The following is a 15,140-nucleotide window of genomic DNA, read 5'->3' as shown; positions in this document are numbered from 1 at the left end:
CGGGCGGCTCCGCACCTCTCTCGGGTCCGAGCGGACAGCCGTGACGTGAGCGTGGCAGCGGTGCCGGGTGGGAGGAGTCCGGACCGTTCACCGGTCGTGTTCGTCCGTCGCGACTCCCAGCGTGCGGGCTAGCAGGGTAGCCAGGTGAACGGGCTCGGCCTCGGTGGCGTGGCGTAGCTGCGTTCGGCAGCTGAACCCGTCGGCGAGGATCGTCGTGTCGTCGTGCGCCGCGCGTACTTCCGGCAGCAGGCTGTCCTCGGCGCAGGCCATCGAGACGTCGTAGTGGCCGCGTTCGAAGCCGAAGTTGCCCGCCAGTCCGCAGCAGCCGGAGTCCAGTACTCGGGTGCGCAGTCCGGTGGCTTCCAGCACGGCTCGGTCCGCCTCGGCGCCCGACTCCGCGTATTGGTGGCAGTGCACCTGCATCAGCGCCTCGTCTGCCGTCTCGGTGGTCTCACGGCGCCATTGGTGCCGTGACGGGGCGACCTGCTCGGCGAAGGTGGTCGTCGACTCGGCCACGGTGCGCACGTCCTCGTCGTCGGGGCACAGTTCCAGCGCGTCGTTGCGCAGGAACTCGGTGCAGCTGGGTTCCAGTCCCACCAGGGGGGTTCCGGTTCGCAGCTTCGGGCGCAGGTTGCGTGCGGTGCGTCGCAGCACCCGGCGGGCGATGCCCAGTTGGCCGGTCGAGTGCCAGGTCAGGCCGCAGCACATCGAGCCGGTGGGGAGTTCGACCTGGTATCCCAGGCGTCGTAGCCCGGCGATCGCGTCGCTTCCGATGGTGGGTTCGAGGTAGTTGGTGAAGGTGTCCGGGAACAGCACCACCGTTTCGGACTCGCCGTCGTGGTTTCCGCGCGCGCGGTGCCGTCGCCGCAGTGTCCGCGGTGCGATGCTCGGTAGCTCCCGCTCGGGGGCTATTCCGCCGAGTCGTTTGAGCAGGGGGGCGGTCCGGCCTCGCGTGATTCGGTTGGCCAGCCACGGTGCGTGTGCCGCCAGGCGTAGCCACAGCGGCAGGAAACCCATCGAGTAGTGCGCGGCGGGCCGTGGTCGGTTGTGGTGGTACCGGTGCAGGAACTCGGCCTTGTAGGAGGCCATGTCCACCCCGACCGGGCAGTCGGTTTTGCATCCCTTGCAGGACAGGCACAGATCCAGTGCCTCGTGAACCTCCTCGGAGCGCCACCCGCCCCGCACCGTTTCGCCCGCGAGCATCTCGAACAGCAGGTGAGCTCGGCCGCGGGTGGAGTGCTTCTCGTCCCGGGTCGCCCGGTAGCTCGGGCACATCACTCCGCCCGAGGAGTTGAGGCACTTGCCCATTCCCACGCATCGGCGGGTGGCGGGAGCCAGGTCGCCGTCGTCGGATCCCAGGGCGAGCGTGGTTCTGCTGGGGATGCGTGGGGGAGCGACCAGCAGCCGCAGATCACTGTCCACCGGTGACGGTCGGGTCAGAATGCCCGGGTTGTGCAGCCCTTCCGGATCGAACGCGGTTTTGAACCGTTCGAAGGCGTCCAGGATCGGCTGGGGATACATCCGGGACAACAATTCCGAGCGGGCCCGGCCGTCGCCGTGCTCGCCGGACAGCGAGCCGCCGTGGGCTGCGGTCAGTTCGGCGGCCGATTCCAGGAAATTTCGGTACTCGGCGGCTCCGGCACGTGACATCAGGTCGAAGTCGATGCGCACGTGGATGCACCCGTCACCGTAGTGTCCGTAGTTGACCCCGTGGTACCCGAAGTGATCCAGCAGGGCGTCGAACTCGCGCAGGTAGGTTCCGAGGCGGTGTGGGGGGACCGCGGCGTCCTCCCAGCCGGACCAGCGTTCCGAACCGTCGGCCATCCTGGTGGCGTATCCGGAGCCTTCTTCCCGGATCTTCCACAGTGCTGCCATCCGTTCCGGTGCGGTGTGTACCGCGGTGGTGGCGCGTTCGCCGAACGAGTTCGCGATCGTTTCGGCGGTGTGTCGGGCCGTGTCCTGGTCGGCTCCGCCGGTTTCGACCAGTAGCCAGCTTCGCCCGGCGGGCAGCAGGGGCAGCGCGGGGGAGTCGGGGTTGCGGTCACCGACGACGTCGACGAGTTCACCGCTGATTCCCTCGATGGCCAGCGTGTCCCGGTGGAGCAGGTGGGTGACTTCGTCGGCGGCGTCGTAGGTGTTGTCGAATCCCAGTACCACCATCGCGCGGGCGGCGGGAGTCTCGACCAGTTCCACGGTGGCCGACAGAACGGTGGCGCAGGTCCCCTCCGAGCCGACCAGGGCACGCGCGAGGTTGAATTCGTTGTCGGGCAGCAGCTGGTCCAGGTTGTAGCCGGAGACGCGTCTGCGTGGTGTGGGCATGTCCGCGCGCAGGTTCGGCTCGTAGTACTCGGCCAGTCGGCGCAGTTCGCCGTACAGTCTTCCGGTGCGGTCGCCCCGTGCGCACAGTGTGTCCAGTGTGTCCGGTGGGGTCGCTCCGAGGGTCAGTCGGGTGCCGTCGGACAGCAGCACGTCCAGTTCGCGGATGTTGTCGACCGTTTTGCCCCAGGCCACCGAGTGTGTGCCGCAGGAGTTGTTGCCGATCATGCCGCCGAGCGTGCAGCGGCTGTGCGTGGAGGGGTCGGGGCCGAAGGTCAGTCCGTGCGGTTGTGCCGCCTGCCGGAGCGTGTCCAGTACGACTCCCGGCTGTACCCGTGCGAGTCGGCGATCGGGGTCGAGGTGCTCGATCCGGTTCATGTGTCGGGAGAAGTCCAGTACCAGTCCGGGTCCCATGGCATTGCCCGCGATACTGGTTCCCGCGCCTCGTGAGGTGATCGACAGTCCGTACTCGCGTGCGATGGCCAGTGTGGCGGCCACATCGGAGTCCTGCCGGGGAAACACCACACCGGCGGGTACCTGGCGGTAGTTGGAGGCGTCGGTGGCGTAGAGGGCTCGGGTGCCGGGATCGAACCGGGCCTGCCCTGATATCGCGGAACGCAGCGGGGACGCGAATTCCGGGACGTCCGCGGCGGTGGGGGCCGTTCTGCTCACCGCGAGGCCTCCTCCCGAGCGGGGCGGTGTGCCACCGTCGCCGTGCCGGTCAGCGGCTGCCGCCCGATGTGGTCTCGATCGACGCTGTTCCCGGGGGATGTTACCCGTCCGGCCGTGGTTGTTCCGCCGCAGTGTTGCTCGGCTGGCCCGGTGGTGCTCCCCACCGGGGGTGAGCCGTTCTCGTCGTCCTGCCTGCCCCGATCCGATGTCGGTGCGCACACACCGGGCCGATAGCCTCAGCGGCGGTTCCGGTCAACGCCGCTGGACGACGAACGGCGGTTGACAGTGTTTTTCGGAGGGAGTGTGGGAGTGACACGGTCCGTGTTGGTCACCGGCGGCAATCGGGGTATCGGATTGGCCATAGCCAGGGCCTTTCAGGCTGCCGGCGACAACGTGGCGATCACCCATCGCGGGTCGGGAGCGCCCGAGGGGATGTTGGGCGTGCGGTGCGATGTGACCGATCCCGACCAGGTGACGGCCGCTTTCGACGAGGTCGAGGCCGCCCAGGGCCGGGTGGAGGTAGTGGTGGCCAATGCGGGCATCACCGACGACGGGCTGCTGTTGCGGATGGGCGAGGAGCAGTTCCAGCGGGTCGTGGAGGCCAACCTCACCGGTGCCTACCGGGTGGCCAAGCGCGCGACCAGCAGCATGCTGCGTAACCGGAAAGGCCGGATGATCTTCATCTCGTCCACGGTCGCCCTGTCCGGTGCTCCGGGGCAGGCCAACTACGCGGCGAGCAAGGCCGGACTGATCGGTTTCGCCCGGTCGTTGGCGCGGGAGCTCGGTTCCCGCGGTATCACCTCCAATGTGGTCACGCCGGGGTTCGTGGCCACCGACATGACCGAGGAGCTGTCCGAGGAGCGCAGGAAGCAGATTCTGGAGCAGGTGCCGTTGGGGCGCTACGCCGAGCCGGACGAGATCGCGGGTGCCGTGCGGTGGTTGGCCTCGGACAGCGCCGGTTATGTCACCGGAGCGGTCATCCCCGTCGACGGCGGGGTCGGCATGGGGCACTGAAGCCCTTTCGCCCCGTCGCGCCGGGCCGGGGGTGTCCGTGTGTGGTTTCCGAACCGAGTAAAAAACGATCAGTAGAGGGAAACGGCAAGTGACTGGACTGCTGGAAGGTAAGCGAATCCTGATCACCGGAGTGATCACCGATTCCTCGATCGCGTTTCACACCGCCAAGGTCGCCCAGGAGCAGGGGGCGCAGGTGGTGCTGACCGGTTTCGGTCGGCTCAAGCTGGTGGAACGCATCGCCGGCCGGTTGCCGCACAAGGCACCGGTGATCGAGCTCGATGTCACCAACGAGGAGCAGTTGGCGGGGCTGGCCGGTTCGGTCGCCGAGCACGTCGACGGTCTCGACGGTGTGGTGCACTCGATCGGTTACGCTCCCGAATCCTGCCTGGGTGCGGATTTCATGGCCGCTCCCTGGGAGGACGTGTCCAACACGCTGCAGATCTCGGCGTACTCGCTGAACTCCTTGACCAGGGCGTGCCTGCCGTTGTTGGGTGAGGGTTCTTCGGTGGTCGGGATGGACTTCGATGCCCGGGTGGCCTGGCCCGCCTACGACTGGATGGGTGTGGCGAAGGCGGCGCTGGAGTCGACCTCGCGGTATCTGGCACGTGAGCTCGGGCCGCGCGGTGTTCGGGTCAACCTGGTCAGTGCCGGTCCGGTGCGGACCATGGCCGCCAAGTCGATCCCCGGTTTCCAACAGTTGGAGGACACCTGGGGGGAGCGTGCCCCGCTGGGGTGGGACGTCGAGGATCCGGAGCCGGTGGGGCGCACCGTGTGCACCGTGTTGTCGGACTGGCTGCCCAAGACCACGGGATCGATGATCATGACCGATGGTGGTTTCCACGCGTTGGGGGCCTGAGGCTGCCGAGTGCGCGTCGTTCCCCGCGGCGCGTGGAACACCCGGCTCGGCCGCGCACCCCGCCTGTGCGGCCGAGACGTCGGCTCTGCCTATCATGGTCGCGTGAACAGCTCGGATAACGTTGACGCGCTGCTGTACCTTTCCTTCGGTGGCCCGGAAGGACATGAGGAGGTACGGCCTTTCCTGGAAAACGTGACTCGTGGTCGCAACGTTCCCCCGGAACGGCTCGACGAGGTGGCCGAGCATTACCACCACTTCGGCGGAGTGTCGCCGATCAACCGTCTCAATCGCGAGATCATGGGCTCGTTGGAGGGTGAGCTCGCCGAGCGTGGTCTGAACCTACCGGTGTACTTCGGCAACCGTAACTGGCATCCGATGGTCGAGGACACCGTCGAGCGGATGGCCGCTGACGGGGTGCGGCGTGCGCTGGTGTTCGCCACCTCCGCCTGGGGTGGCTATTCGGGGTGCCGCCAGTACCACGAGGACATCGCACGCGCCCGTTCGGCCGTGGGGGAGCGGCGGGCTCCCGAACTGGTCAAGCTCCGGCAGTTCTACGATCACCCGCTGTTCGTGGCCGCCAACGCCGACGCGGTGACACGGGCCTACGCCGCGTTGCCGGAAGACGTTCGTGCGCAGGCCCGTCTGGTGTTCACCGCCCATTCGGTCCCGCTGAGCGCGGAGGAGCGAAGCGGTGCCGACGGTCGTCCCCAGTGGTACTCGCGGCAGGTGCAGGAGGCCGCTCGCCTGGTCGCCGAGGCCGTGGGGGTCACCGGCTACGATCTCGTGTGGCAGTCCCGTTCTGGGCCGCCGAGCGTGCCGTGGCTGGAGCCCGACGTCTGTGACCATCTGGAGCAGCTGCCCGCCAAGGGGGTGCCCGCCGTGGTCACCAGCCCGGTCGGTTTCGTCTCCGATCATCTCGAGGTCGTCTGGGACCTGGACAACGAGGCCGCGGAGAAGGCCGATGAACTCGGGTTGGGGTTCGCTCGTGCCGAGACCGCCGGCACCGACCCGCGCTACGCCCGGATGATCGCCGAACTGGTTTCCGAGCACGTCGAGGACCAGCGGGTCCGCAAGTTGTCCCCGTTGGTCAAGGCGGGCTGTGGGGTCAATGGTGAGTTGTGCGTGCCGCAGGGGTGTTGCTGAGCACGTAGCGGCCGCCGCGCTGCGGGTCGGCCCGTGTTTACCGGTGGTTTCCCGTCCGGGGTGACTCCGTCCGTTCCGGTCGGGAAACCACGTCGACCGGTCCGCCGCGGTGTCAGTGCCGCTCGGCCCGCTGGCGCAGCACCCGCACCATCTCGTCCACCGCTGCCCGACGAGCGGTGCGCACCGATTCGAACAGCGGGTTGAGTGCCTGACCGCGTGCTCTGTCCGCCGAGGCGGACATCGCCCCGCCCGGGGCGTCGTCGGTGGCCACCCGCAGGATCGCCTCCACTTCCGTGCTGCGTTGCAGCACGCGAAGGCAACGTTGCGGCACCCCCTGCGGCCACGAGGGCTGTGGCCGTGCCGAGACTGTTTCGGCGATCTCACCACGAACGCCGGGGCGGCGTCGTGAGACGTCCAGTTCGGTCAGCGTGCTGGCCGCCTCGCGCATGGCCGAGGACATGCCGTGCTCGGCCTCTCCCACGGGAGTGTGCTCGGCGGGGGCGATCTCACCCACCTCGTGAACCGTCCAGCGCAGCACTCCTTCGGCGACACGTTCCGGCACCAGCCCCAGCCCCGCCCACGGGAACACGGCGGCCTCGCCCCGCCGCAGCGCGTGCCGCGCGAATTCCGAGGCCCCGTCGAGACCGCGAACATCACCCGCCACCGGTAACGCCAGGCTGCCGGAATCACCACCGGCCTTGCGTATCGCCGCAAGCAGCAGCGCCAACCCCGCGTCGTTCACGCCGGGAGCGGGAAGTCCCAACCGTGCCGCCGTGGCCTCGTCGGCGGCCCACACCTGATGAACCTCGGCCCACGCCTGCGCGGCATCGAGCACGTCGTCCGACGCGGCCGCGCCGTGCAGCCACGCGGACGTCCACACCACCATCGTTGCGCTCGGACATGGCATGTCCACTGACGATACCGATGTGACCGTGATCGCCGCCAACGGGTGGGATCTCCGCCGTGCTCCCCGCGAACCGAACAGCGCGGCGAACCGAGCGGCACCTCGGCCCGGCACCGTCACCGTGGGGCCGTGGCCGGGTAGGCTGATCGTCGTGCGTTCGATCGACTACGGCCGCGACGTGCTCACCGGTACCGCTCGGCGCCGACGCGATTCCCCTCCCGAGCTGCCCGCCGAGCCCGGCACAGTCGTCGAGGACGCCGCCGGTGAGTTCTGCGGCGCGATCGTGCGGCTGGAACGTGGCGAGTTCACCAAGCACAACGTGATTCTCGAGAACCGTCACGGCAGGCAACGTGCCTTTCCGATGCGAACCGGAGGGTTCCGCCACGAGGGAACACCGGTCACGCTCGTGCCCGTCCCTTCCACCGCTGGCCGGGTGTCGCGCCGTTCGGCCTCCGGTTCGGTGGCGGTTTCCGACGCCCCGGCGCGCACGGCCCGTGCCAGCAGGATCTGGGTCGAAGGTCTGCACGACGCGGAACTGCTCGAACGGGTGTGGGGACATGATCTTCGCGTCGCCGGTGTGGTGGTCGAGCCGCTGCACGGGCTGGACGATCTGCAGCACCACGTCACCGAATTCTCACCCGGCCCCGAGCGCAGGCTGGGAGTGCTGGTCGACCACTTCGTCACCGGCAGCAAGGAGACCCGCATCGCCGAGCGCGTCAGCGGCGACGACGTGCTGGTGACCGGGCATCCTTACGTGGACGTCTGGCAGGCCGTGTGCCCGGCCACGGTGGGGATAACCGAGTGGCCGGACATCGACAGGCGGCAGGACTGGAAGACCGGGGTGTGCCGCGAACTGGGCTGGACGGATCCGTCCGAGGGCTGGCGCAGGATCCTCGACGCGGTCGGTGACTTCCGGGACCTGCGGGCCCCACTGCTGGGGGCGGTGGAACGGCTCGTCGACTTCGTCACCCTCGCCGAGGAATAGCCGCCCACCCGCTTCGCCCGCCGACAGCACCCCCTCGCGGACGACTTGAACGGTCACGAAGAGAAGTCGATCTGTCACCATGGGTGTATGGCCGCGTTGGTGTGGTTGATCGCCGGGGTGCTCCTGGTGGCCGCCGAAGCCACTTCAGGTGAGTTCGTGCTGTTGATGCTCGGGCTCGCCGCGATGGGAACCGCCGGAGCGGCGGCGCTGGGTGCGCCGCTGTGGCTGGACGCGGTGATCTTCGCCGCACTCTCCGGCGGACTGGTGTTCCTGGCGCGCCCGGCGGTCAAACGCAGACTGCTGCGTGAGACGACCGAGGGAATCGAACCGCGCACGAACGTGGATGCGCTCATCGGCAAACGTGCCACCGTGGAATCCGCGGTGGATGCCCACGACGGCCGGGTGCGCATCGGCGGGGACGTGTGGTCGGCGCGCTCTTTCGACGAGACACAGGTGCTGGATGTGGGGCGCACGGTGATGGTCATGGAGATTTCGGGGGCCGTCGCCGTGGTGTGGGCCGAACCGTGAGGAGGCGGATGTGAATCCTGCCGTGTGGATTGTGCTGCTGGTGGTCGTACTGCTGGTGATCGTGCTGCTGGCCAAGACCGTACTGGTCGTGCCGCAGGCCACCAGCGCTGTCATCGAACGTCTGGGACGGTTCCGCACCGTGGCCCACCCGGGACTGAACATGCTGTTTCCGTTCCTGGACCGGGTGCGCGCCAAGATCGATCTGCGGGAGCAGGTGGTTTCGTTCCCACCGCAGTCGGTGATCACTCAGGACAACCTCACAGTGTCCATCGACACCGTGGTGTATTTCCAGGTCACCGAATCCCGTTCGGCGGTGTACGAGATCTCCAACTACATCGAGGGGGTCGAGCAGTTGACCACCACCACGCTGCGGAACGTGGTCGGTGGTATGAGCCTGGAGGAGACGTTGACCTCGCGGGACCAGATCAACAGCCAGCTGCGGGGGGTGTTGGACAGCGAGACCAGCCGTTGGGGGATCAGGGTCGCCCGGGTTGAGCTCAAGGCGATCGACCCGCCGCCGTCGATCCAGGACTCGATGGAAAAACAGATGCGCGCCGACCGGGAGAAGCGCGCGATGATCCTCAACGCCGAAGGTGAACGCGAATCCGCCATCAAAACGGCCGAGGGGCAGAAGCAGTCGCAGATCCTGGCCGCGGAGGGGTCCAAGCAGGCCGCGATCCTCAACGCCGAAGGTGAACGCCAATCCAACATTCTGCGTTCGCAGGGTGAGCGGGCCAGCAAGTACCTCACCGCCCAGGGCGAGGCCAAGGCGATCGAGAAAACCTTCGCCGCCGTCAAACGCGCCAAGCCCACTCCCGAGATGCTGGCCTACCAGTATCTGCAGACCCTGCCCGAGATGGCCCAGGGCGACGCCAACAAGGTCTGGGTGGTGCCCAGCGAGTTCAGCAAGTCCCTGGAGGGCTTCGCCCGCATGCTCGGCAGCCCCGACGAGGAGGGCGTGTTCCGCTACGAACCGCCCGAGCAGGAAGTTCCCAGCGAGCCCCCGGAGCAGGACGATCCGTCGGTGTCCTCCTGGTTCGAGATGGCCTCCAACCCCGAGGTGGCCGAGGCGGTGCGCGCGGCCGAAGCGGTGGCCCGCAAGGAAGTTCCCACCGACCTGAGCAGCACACCACGGGCCAGCGGCTCGGCGGACCAGCAGGCCCTCGGGGGAGCGGGAAACTCCCAGCAGCGCGCCGACGGGTGAGTCCCACCGCCCGGCCCGGTCGGCGTGGGCGTGTCGACCGGGCCGGTACGCGGTGCGGTGCTCGCCCGGACGGGAGCGGGGCAGCCGTGGGTGCGGCGAGGACGTCGGTGGTGCGTGGTGGGATATGCTCACCGACGACGAGGAGCACCACCCGTTATGGCACGCACCACCCCACCACGCCCGGTGAACATGGCCGAGGTGTTTCCGGAACTGGCCGGGATGACCAGAACCACCACCAGGCTCCACCCCCGACGGGGTGACCCCACCGTGGAGCGGAGTTCGGTCGGTGGGCCACTGCTGTGGCCCGTCGAGGAACCGTGGCCACGCTGTCACGACTGTCACCACAACAAGTATGGTTTCGCGCCCGAGCTGACCTCGTTGCACGAGGTCCGAGCCGCACGTGGACTCGTCACCGGCGAGCCGTCCCCGCTGTCGGCCGAGGACTTGGAAACGCTGCGGCGTTCGAAAGAAGGAGTCCCGGTAGCCGAGCACGCGCTCAGCCCGATGCCGCTGCTGCCCGTGGCGCAGCTTTACGCCACCGAGATCCCCGATCTGGTCTGTCCGCCGGGAGCCGATCTGTTGCAGGTGCTGTGGTGCCCTTTCGACCACGAGGACGACTACACCCCGAACGTGTGGTTGTACTGGCGCCGTGCGGCCGACATCGAGCATGTGCTGCTGGAACCTCCGGAACCGGCCCTGGTGGTGGATGAAGAGTTCGTTCCTCACCCGTGTGTGCTCAACCCGGAGCGGATCATCGAATTCCCGCCGTTGCACCTGATTCCGCAGAATCTCGCGGAACGTATCCGCCACTGGGAGCAGGAACGGCACATGGATTACGACGACGACCTGTCGATACCGCCCGGTTGGAAAGTGGGCGGTTGGGAATCGATGTGGACGTTCCGCGATCCGATTCCACTGGGCTGCGAACAGTGCGGGTCCGACGTCGAACCGTTGTTGATGATGGAAGGAGGGAATTTCACCCCCAGTTGGCGTGCCGTCGAGGACAACGCTGAACTCGGTGAAGTTCCTGACGGGGAGAGCCACCCGGGGGTTCGGATCGGACGTGGCTACACGTTGCAGATCTACTGCTGTAGCCGTGACCGGAGGCATCCCTGCGTCACCGCCATGCAGTAGCCGCGTGTCGCCCCCACGGAGGCACCCCAGGTTGTTCTGCTTGGTCGTGCCGTGCCGATGGCACCGTTCTCCGAGGGTTACCGGTCCTCCTCCGGTCCGGTGGACGGTCCGGACGAGGGATCGGTGGACTCGGGGGAGTCCGCGGTGTGGGTGGGTAGCCCACTGCGTACCGGCCGTTGCGGCCCGTCGACGCTGGAAAGCAACCTGCTGTCCACGGGACGTCCCCTGGGGTCGACGGTCAGTACCGAGACCTCTCCCGTGGTCTCCAGCACGACCGCCTCGAGCTGCTCCAGCCGGGTGATCCCGGCCAGCCGCAGTTTCGCGTAGAGGTCGTTGCGGGTCATCTGCGCCTGATCCAGGTTCTCGCGCAGTTCCCGGGAACCGTCCATGAGCAGCAACGGCCGGTTGTCGGTGACCCGCTCGACCCTGCGGAGCTTGCGCAGATACGCCAACAGGCTCTGCGTGATGAACAGCGCCGCCAGCGCGAACATGCCCTGCAGCAGCGACACCTCGGAACTGACCGCTGTGGTGGCGGTGATCGACCCGAAGGCCACGGTGGCCGCGTAGTCGAAGTTCGTCATCTGGGAGAACGAACGCAGCCCGGCGATGCGGGAGAACGCGATCAGTGAAATGTAGATCGACACTGTCGAGAGCGCCACGAGCGCCAGCGTCTGCCACGACACATGCAAACCATCGATCACTTGGTGCCCCCTTGGGCGGGCCGGGAATTTCCGCGAACGATTCGAACGCTGCCGGCGCAAACTACCATCGGCCGAGGTCAACCGCTTTTCTCACGCGGTTCGACGAAAGCAGCGCGGCGGGAAGGGGCCGCCGCTCCCACCGTCGGAGACGGTGGGCAATTCGCGTGCGGCGTGGCAACATCGACCGGGTGACCAGCAGCTGCGCGGCATCGCGATATTTGGACGAACTCACCCGGTTGCGCCGGGTCCGGGACCGGATCGACCGGGAGTACGAGCGGCCACTGGACGTGGCAGCGCTCGCGCTGGGGGTACACATGTCGGCGGGACACCTCAGTCGCGCGTTCCGTCGTGCCTACGGCGAGTCACCGTACTCCTACCTGATGACGCGGCGCATCGAGCGCGCGATGGCGTTGTTGCGTCGAGGTGATCTCAGCGTCACCGAGGTCTGTTTCGCGGTCGGCTGCCGCTCGTTGGGCACGTTCAGCACGCGGTTCACCGAGCTGGTCGGTATGCCTCCCAGTACTTACCGGCACACCGCGACGCACACCACGGCCGGTGTGCCCGCGTGCGTGGCCAAGCGGGCGAGCAGACCGATCAGGAATCGAGAAGCGGGGATCGCGCCTCCGCAACTAGTCTGAACCGCCATGAGCCTCACCATTCACTCCAGCTTCCTTCCGCACGAGGACCCGGAAGCCTCCCTGGCGTTCTACCGGGACGTCCTGGGATTCGAGGTCCGCAACGACGTCGGGAACGGCAGGATGCGCTGGATCACGGTCGGCCCCGCCGGGCAGCCCGCTACGTCCCTGGTCCTGGCCCCGCCCGTCGCCGATCCAGGCGTCACCGATGAGGAACGCCGCACCATCACCGAGATGATGGCAAAGGGGACCTACGCCATGCTGCTGCTGGCCACCGACGACCTCGACACCACCTTCGACAGACTGCGGGTCGGCGATTCCGAGATCGTTCAGGAACCCGCCGAGCAGCCCTACGGCGTTCGTGACTGCGCCGTCCGCGATCCCGCCGGAAATCTGATTCGTATTCAGCAGTCGCGCTGACGCGCCCGGCGGAAACAGACACCGACAGCACGGCGGGTCACGGCCCCACCCGTCGAGGTCACCGGCAGGGCCACGGCGAGTCGCCGCCGGTCGTGCCGACGGTGCGCGATCGGACGCATTGTTCGGAACCGTTCGGGAGCACAGCCGTCGACAGCGGTGGCGGAGACGCGCCCAACACTGGGAGGCACGATGAAAACGACCGAGGAAACGCACCCGTATTCGCCCGTTTCGCACACTGCCGACAGTCATGATCTCATCCGCGTGCACGGCGCGCGGGAGAACAATCTCGCCGATGTCGGCATCGAGCTCCCCAAGCGTCGGTTGACGGTGTTCACCGGGGTGTCGGGCTCGGGCAAGAGCTCGCTGGTGTTCGACACGATCGCCGCGGAGTCGCAGCGCCTGATCAACGAGACCTACAGCGCCTTCCTGCAGGGGTTCATGCCCACGCTGGCTCGCCCCGAGGTGGACGTGCTCGACGGGCTGACCACGGCCATCATCGTCGACCAGGAGCGGATGGGGTCCGATCCGCGTTCCACGGTCGGCACCGCCACCGACGTCAACGCGATGCTGCGTGTCCTGTTCAGCAGGATCGGGCAGCCGCACATCGGTTCACCGAAGGCGTTCTCGTTCAACGTGGCCTCGATCAGCGGGGCGGGGGCGGTCACGTTCGAGCGTGGCGGAAAAACCGTGAAAGAACGTCGCGACTTCAGCATCACCGGCGGCATGTGTCCACACTGCGAGGGCCGCGGCTCGGTCACCGATTTCGACCTGTCACAGGTCTACGATGCCGACAAGTCACTCAACGAGGGTGCTCTCACGGTTCCCGGCTACAGCATGGACGGTTGGTACGGTCGCATCTTCCGCGGCTGCGGCTTCTTCGACCCGGACAAACCGGTCCGCGACTTCACAGCGAAAGAGCTCGACGCTCTGCTGTACAAGGAGCCGACCAAGATCAGGGTCGACGATGTCAATCTCACCTACGAGGGGCTGATCCCCAAGATCCGCAAGTCGATGCTGTCCAAGGACGTCGAAGCGATGCAGCCGCACATTCGCGCGTTCGTGGAGCGGGTGGTGACCTTCACCGTTTGCCCGGAGTGTGACGGCACCCGGCTGAGCGAGGCCGCCCGCTCGTCGAAGATCGCGGGCATCAGCATCGCCGACGCCTGCGCGATGCAGATCAGTGACCTGGCCGAGTGGGTCCGCGACCTCGACGAGCCGTCGGTGGCGCCGTTGCTGGCCACACTGCGGCACACGCTCGACTCGTTCGTGGAGATCGGACTGGGCTACCTCGGTCTCGACCGCTCAGCGGGCACGCTCTCGGGTGGTGAGGCACAGCGGGTGAAGATGATTCGCCATCTCGGTTCCTCGTTGACCGACGTCACCTACGTCTTCGACGAGCCCACCACGGGCCTGCATCCGCATGACATCAGGCGGATGAACGATCTGTTGCTGCGGCTGCGGGACAAGGGCAACACGGTGCTCGTCGTGGAGCACGAGCCGGAGGCGATCGAGATCGCCGACCACGTCGTCGACCTCGGTCCCGGAGCGGGAACATCCGGGGGCAGTGTCTGCTTCGAGGGCACCGTCGCCGGACTGCGGGCATCGGGCACGGTCACCGGTCGTCATCTCGACGACCGGGCCGGGCTCAAGGAAGTGGTGCGCGAACCCACTGGTGCGCTGGAGATCCGCGGTGCCGCGGCGAACAATCTGCGCGAGGTCGACGTCGACGTCCCGCTGGGGGTGCTCTGCGTGGTCACCGGTGTGGCCGGTTCCGGCAAGAGCTCGCTCGTGCACGACTCGATATCCGCCGGGGAAGGGGTGGTGTCGATCGACCAGGGGGCGATCCGCGGCTCGCGCCGGAGCAACCCGGCGACCTACACCGGACTGCTCGATCCGATCCGCAAGGCGTTCGCCAAGGCGAACGGTGTGAAACCGGCGCTGTTCAGCGCCAATTCCGAAGGTGCCTGCCCCAGCTGCAACGGTGCCGGTGTCGTATACACCGACCTGGCGATGATGGCCGGGGTGGCCACCACCTGCGAGGAGTGCGAGGGCGATCGGTTCCAGGCCTCGGTGCTGGAACACCACCTCGGCGGTCGTGACATCAGCGAGGTACTGGCGATGTCGGTCACCCGAGCTCAGGAATTCTTCGGCTCCGGAGAGGCCCGCACTCCCGCGGCCCACCGGATCCTGGCGCGGCTGGCCGACGTGGGGCTCGGCTATCTCACCCTCGGTCAACCGTTGACCACGCTCTCCGGCGGCGAGCGGCAGCGGCTCAAGCTTGCCACCCACATGGCGGGCAACGGCGGGGTCTACGTCCTCGACGAGCCGACAACCGGGCTGCACCTGGCCGACGTGGAGCAGTTGCTCGGGCTGCTCGACCGGCTCGTGGACTCCGGCAAGTCGGTCGTCGTCGTCGAGCACCACCAGGCGGTGATGGCTCACGCCGACTGGATCATCGACCTAGGCCCCGGTGCTGGCCACGACGGTGGTCGGGTCGTCTTCGAGGGCACGCCCGCCGAGCTGGTCGCCGCACGTTCCACCCTCACTGGCAGGCACCTGGCGTCCTACGTCGGCAGCTGACCGAGCTCCACAGCCGCCTTCCCACGAGGAAGGGGGAAGGCGGTTCGG

General features: G+C 67.6%; 13 protein-coding genes. 10 read left to right on the top strand and 3 right to left on the bottom strand.

The window, feature by feature from the left end; genetic code table 11:
- Positions 1-87 precede the first annotated feature (87 nt).
- Positions 88-2,988, bottom strand: coding sequence for an FAD-binding and (Fe-S)-binding domain-containing protein (locus BM150_RS11205; RefSeq protein WP_092926786.1), 2,901 nt, complete (start codon positions 2,986-2,988; stop codon positions 88-90).
- A gap of 309 nt (positions 2,989-3,297) precedes the next feature.
- On the opposite strand from BM150_RS11205, the gene fabG reads away from it, so the two are divergent.
- From fabG to BM150_RS11190, 3 genes are all read left to right on the top strand, one after another.
- Entirely contained in the window at positions 3,298-4,002 is a 705-nt protein-coding gene (gene fabG, locus BM150_RS11200; RefSeq protein ID WP_092926956.1) for a 3-oxoacyl-ACP reductase FabG, read from the top strand.
- Positions 4,003-4,090: 88 nt separating this feature from the next.
- Positions 4,091-4,858 carry an enoyl-ACP reductase FabI gene (gene fabI / locus BM150_RS11195; RefSeq protein WP_092926784.1) on the top strand — a complete coding sequence of 256 codons (768 nt, stop codon included), beginning with the start codon at positions 4,091-4,093 and terminating at the stop codon, positions 4,856-4,858.
- Positions 4,859-4,960: 102 nt separating this feature from the next.
- Positions 4,961-6,001 (top strand): ferrochelatase, encoded by a 1,041-nt coding sequence (locus BM150_RS11190; protein WP_092926781.1) that lies wholly within the window; start codon positions 4,961-4,963, stop codon positions 5,999-6,001.
- A 112-nt stretch (positions 6,002-6,113) separates the two neighbouring features.
- Here BM150_RS11190 and BM150_RS11185 read toward each other — a convergent pair whose 3' ends face one another.
- On the bottom strand, positions 6,114-6,908 hold the full coding sequence (locus tag BM150_RS11185; RefSeq protein ID WP_092926778.1) for a hypothetical protein: 795 nt from the start codon (positions 6,906-6,908) through the stop codon (positions 6,114-6,116).
- Positions 6,909-7,056: 148 nt separating this feature from the next.
- On the opposite strand from BM150_RS11185, the gene BM150_RS11180 reads away from it, so the two are divergent.
- The 4 genes from BM150_RS11180 (at position 7,057) to BM150_RS11165 (ending at position 10,756) form a co-directional block, all read left to right on the top strand.
- Entirely contained in the window at positions 7,057-7,890 is an 834-nt protein-coding gene (locus tag BM150_RS11180) for a DUF3097 domain-containing protein (protein WP_425427418.1), read from the top strand.
- Between the two features lie 87 nt (positions 7,891-7,977).
- The gene (locus tag BM150_RS11175) at positions 7,978-8,418 is read left to right on the top strand and encodes an NfeD family protein (protein WP_092926776.1); all 441 of its coding nucleotides are present in this window, start codon (positions 7,978-7,980) and stop codon (positions 8,416-8,418) included.
- A 10-nt stretch (positions 8,419-8,428) separates the two neighbouring features.
- Complete coding sequence (locus BM150_RS11170) at positions 8,429-9,622, top strand: SPFH domain-containing protein (RefSeq protein ID WP_092926773.1); 1,194 nt, start codon at positions 8,429-8,431, stop codon at positions 9,620-9,622.
- A 156-nt stretch (positions 9,623-9,778) separates the two neighbouring features.
- Positions 9,779-10,756, top strand: coding sequence for a hypothetical protein (locus tag BM150_RS11165; RefSeq protein ID WP_092926771.1), 978 nt, complete (start codon positions 9,779-9,781; stop codon positions 10,754-10,756).
- 77 nt (positions 10,757-10,833) lie between these two features.
- Here the strand turns inward: BM150_RS11165 and BM150_RS11160 are convergent, their stop codons facing one another.
- A complete protein-coding gene (locus BM150_RS11160; protein WP_245755430.1) occupies positions 10,834-11,439 on the bottom strand; it encodes a DUF421 domain-containing protein in 606 nt (201 codons plus the stop codon).
- A 206-nt stretch (positions 11,440-11,645) separates the two neighbouring features.
- On the opposite strand from BM150_RS11160, the gene BM150_RS11155 reads away from it, so the two are divergent.
- From BM150_RS11155 to BM150_RS11145, 3 genes are all read left to right on the top strand, one after another.
- Complete coding sequence (locus BM150_RS11155) at positions 11,646-12,095, top strand: helix-turn-helix transcriptional regulator (protein ID WP_092926950.1); 450 nt, start codon at positions 11,646-11,648, stop codon at positions 12,093-12,095.
- Between the two features lie 6 nt (positions 12,096-12,101).
- Complete coding sequence (locus BM150_RS11150) at positions 12,102-12,512, top strand: VOC family protein (protein WP_092926768.1); 411 nt, start codon at positions 12,102-12,104, stop codon at positions 12,510-12,512.
- 189 nt (positions 12,513-12,701) lie between these two features.
- Positions 12,702-15,092 (top strand): ATP-binding cassette domain-containing protein, encoded by a 2,391-nt coding sequence (locus tag BM150_RS11145; protein ID WP_092926766.1) that lies wholly within the window; start codon positions 12,702-12,704, stop codon positions 15,090-15,092.
- The last annotated feature ends 48 nt before the right edge of the window (positions 15,093-15,140 follow it).

The organism is Actinopolyspora alba (genome assembly GCF_900112765.1).
Taxonomy (GTDB): domain Bacteria; phylum Actinomycetota; class Actinomycetes; order Mycobacteriales; family Pseudonocardiaceae; genus Actinopolyspora; species Actinopolyspora alba.
This window is presented reverse-complemented; position numbering and strand designations above follow the sequence as displayed.

Excerpts from the sequence above, each read along its gene's own strand:
- BM150_RS11165 (WP_092926771.1), top strand. The coding sequence starts at position 9,779 with ATGGCACGCACCACCCCACCACGCCCGGTGAACATGGCCGAGGTGTTT.
- BM150_RS11145 (WP_092926766.1), top strand. The coding sequence starts at position 12,702 with ATGAAAACGACCGAGGAAACGCACCCGTATTCGCCCGTTTCGCACACT.
- BM150_RS11175 (WP_092926776.1), top strand. The coding sequence starts at position 7,978 with ATGGCCGCGTTGGTGTGGTTGATCGCCGGGGTGCTCCTGGTGGCCGCC.
- BM150_RS11150 (WP_092926768.1), top strand. The coding sequence starts at position 12,102 with ATGAGCCTCACCATTCACTCCAGCTTCCTTCCGCACGAGGACCCGGAA.
- BM150_RS11185 (WP_092926778.1), bottom strand. The coding sequence starts at position 6,908 with ATGCCATGTCCGAGCGCAACGATGGTGGTGTGGACGTCCGCGTGGCTG.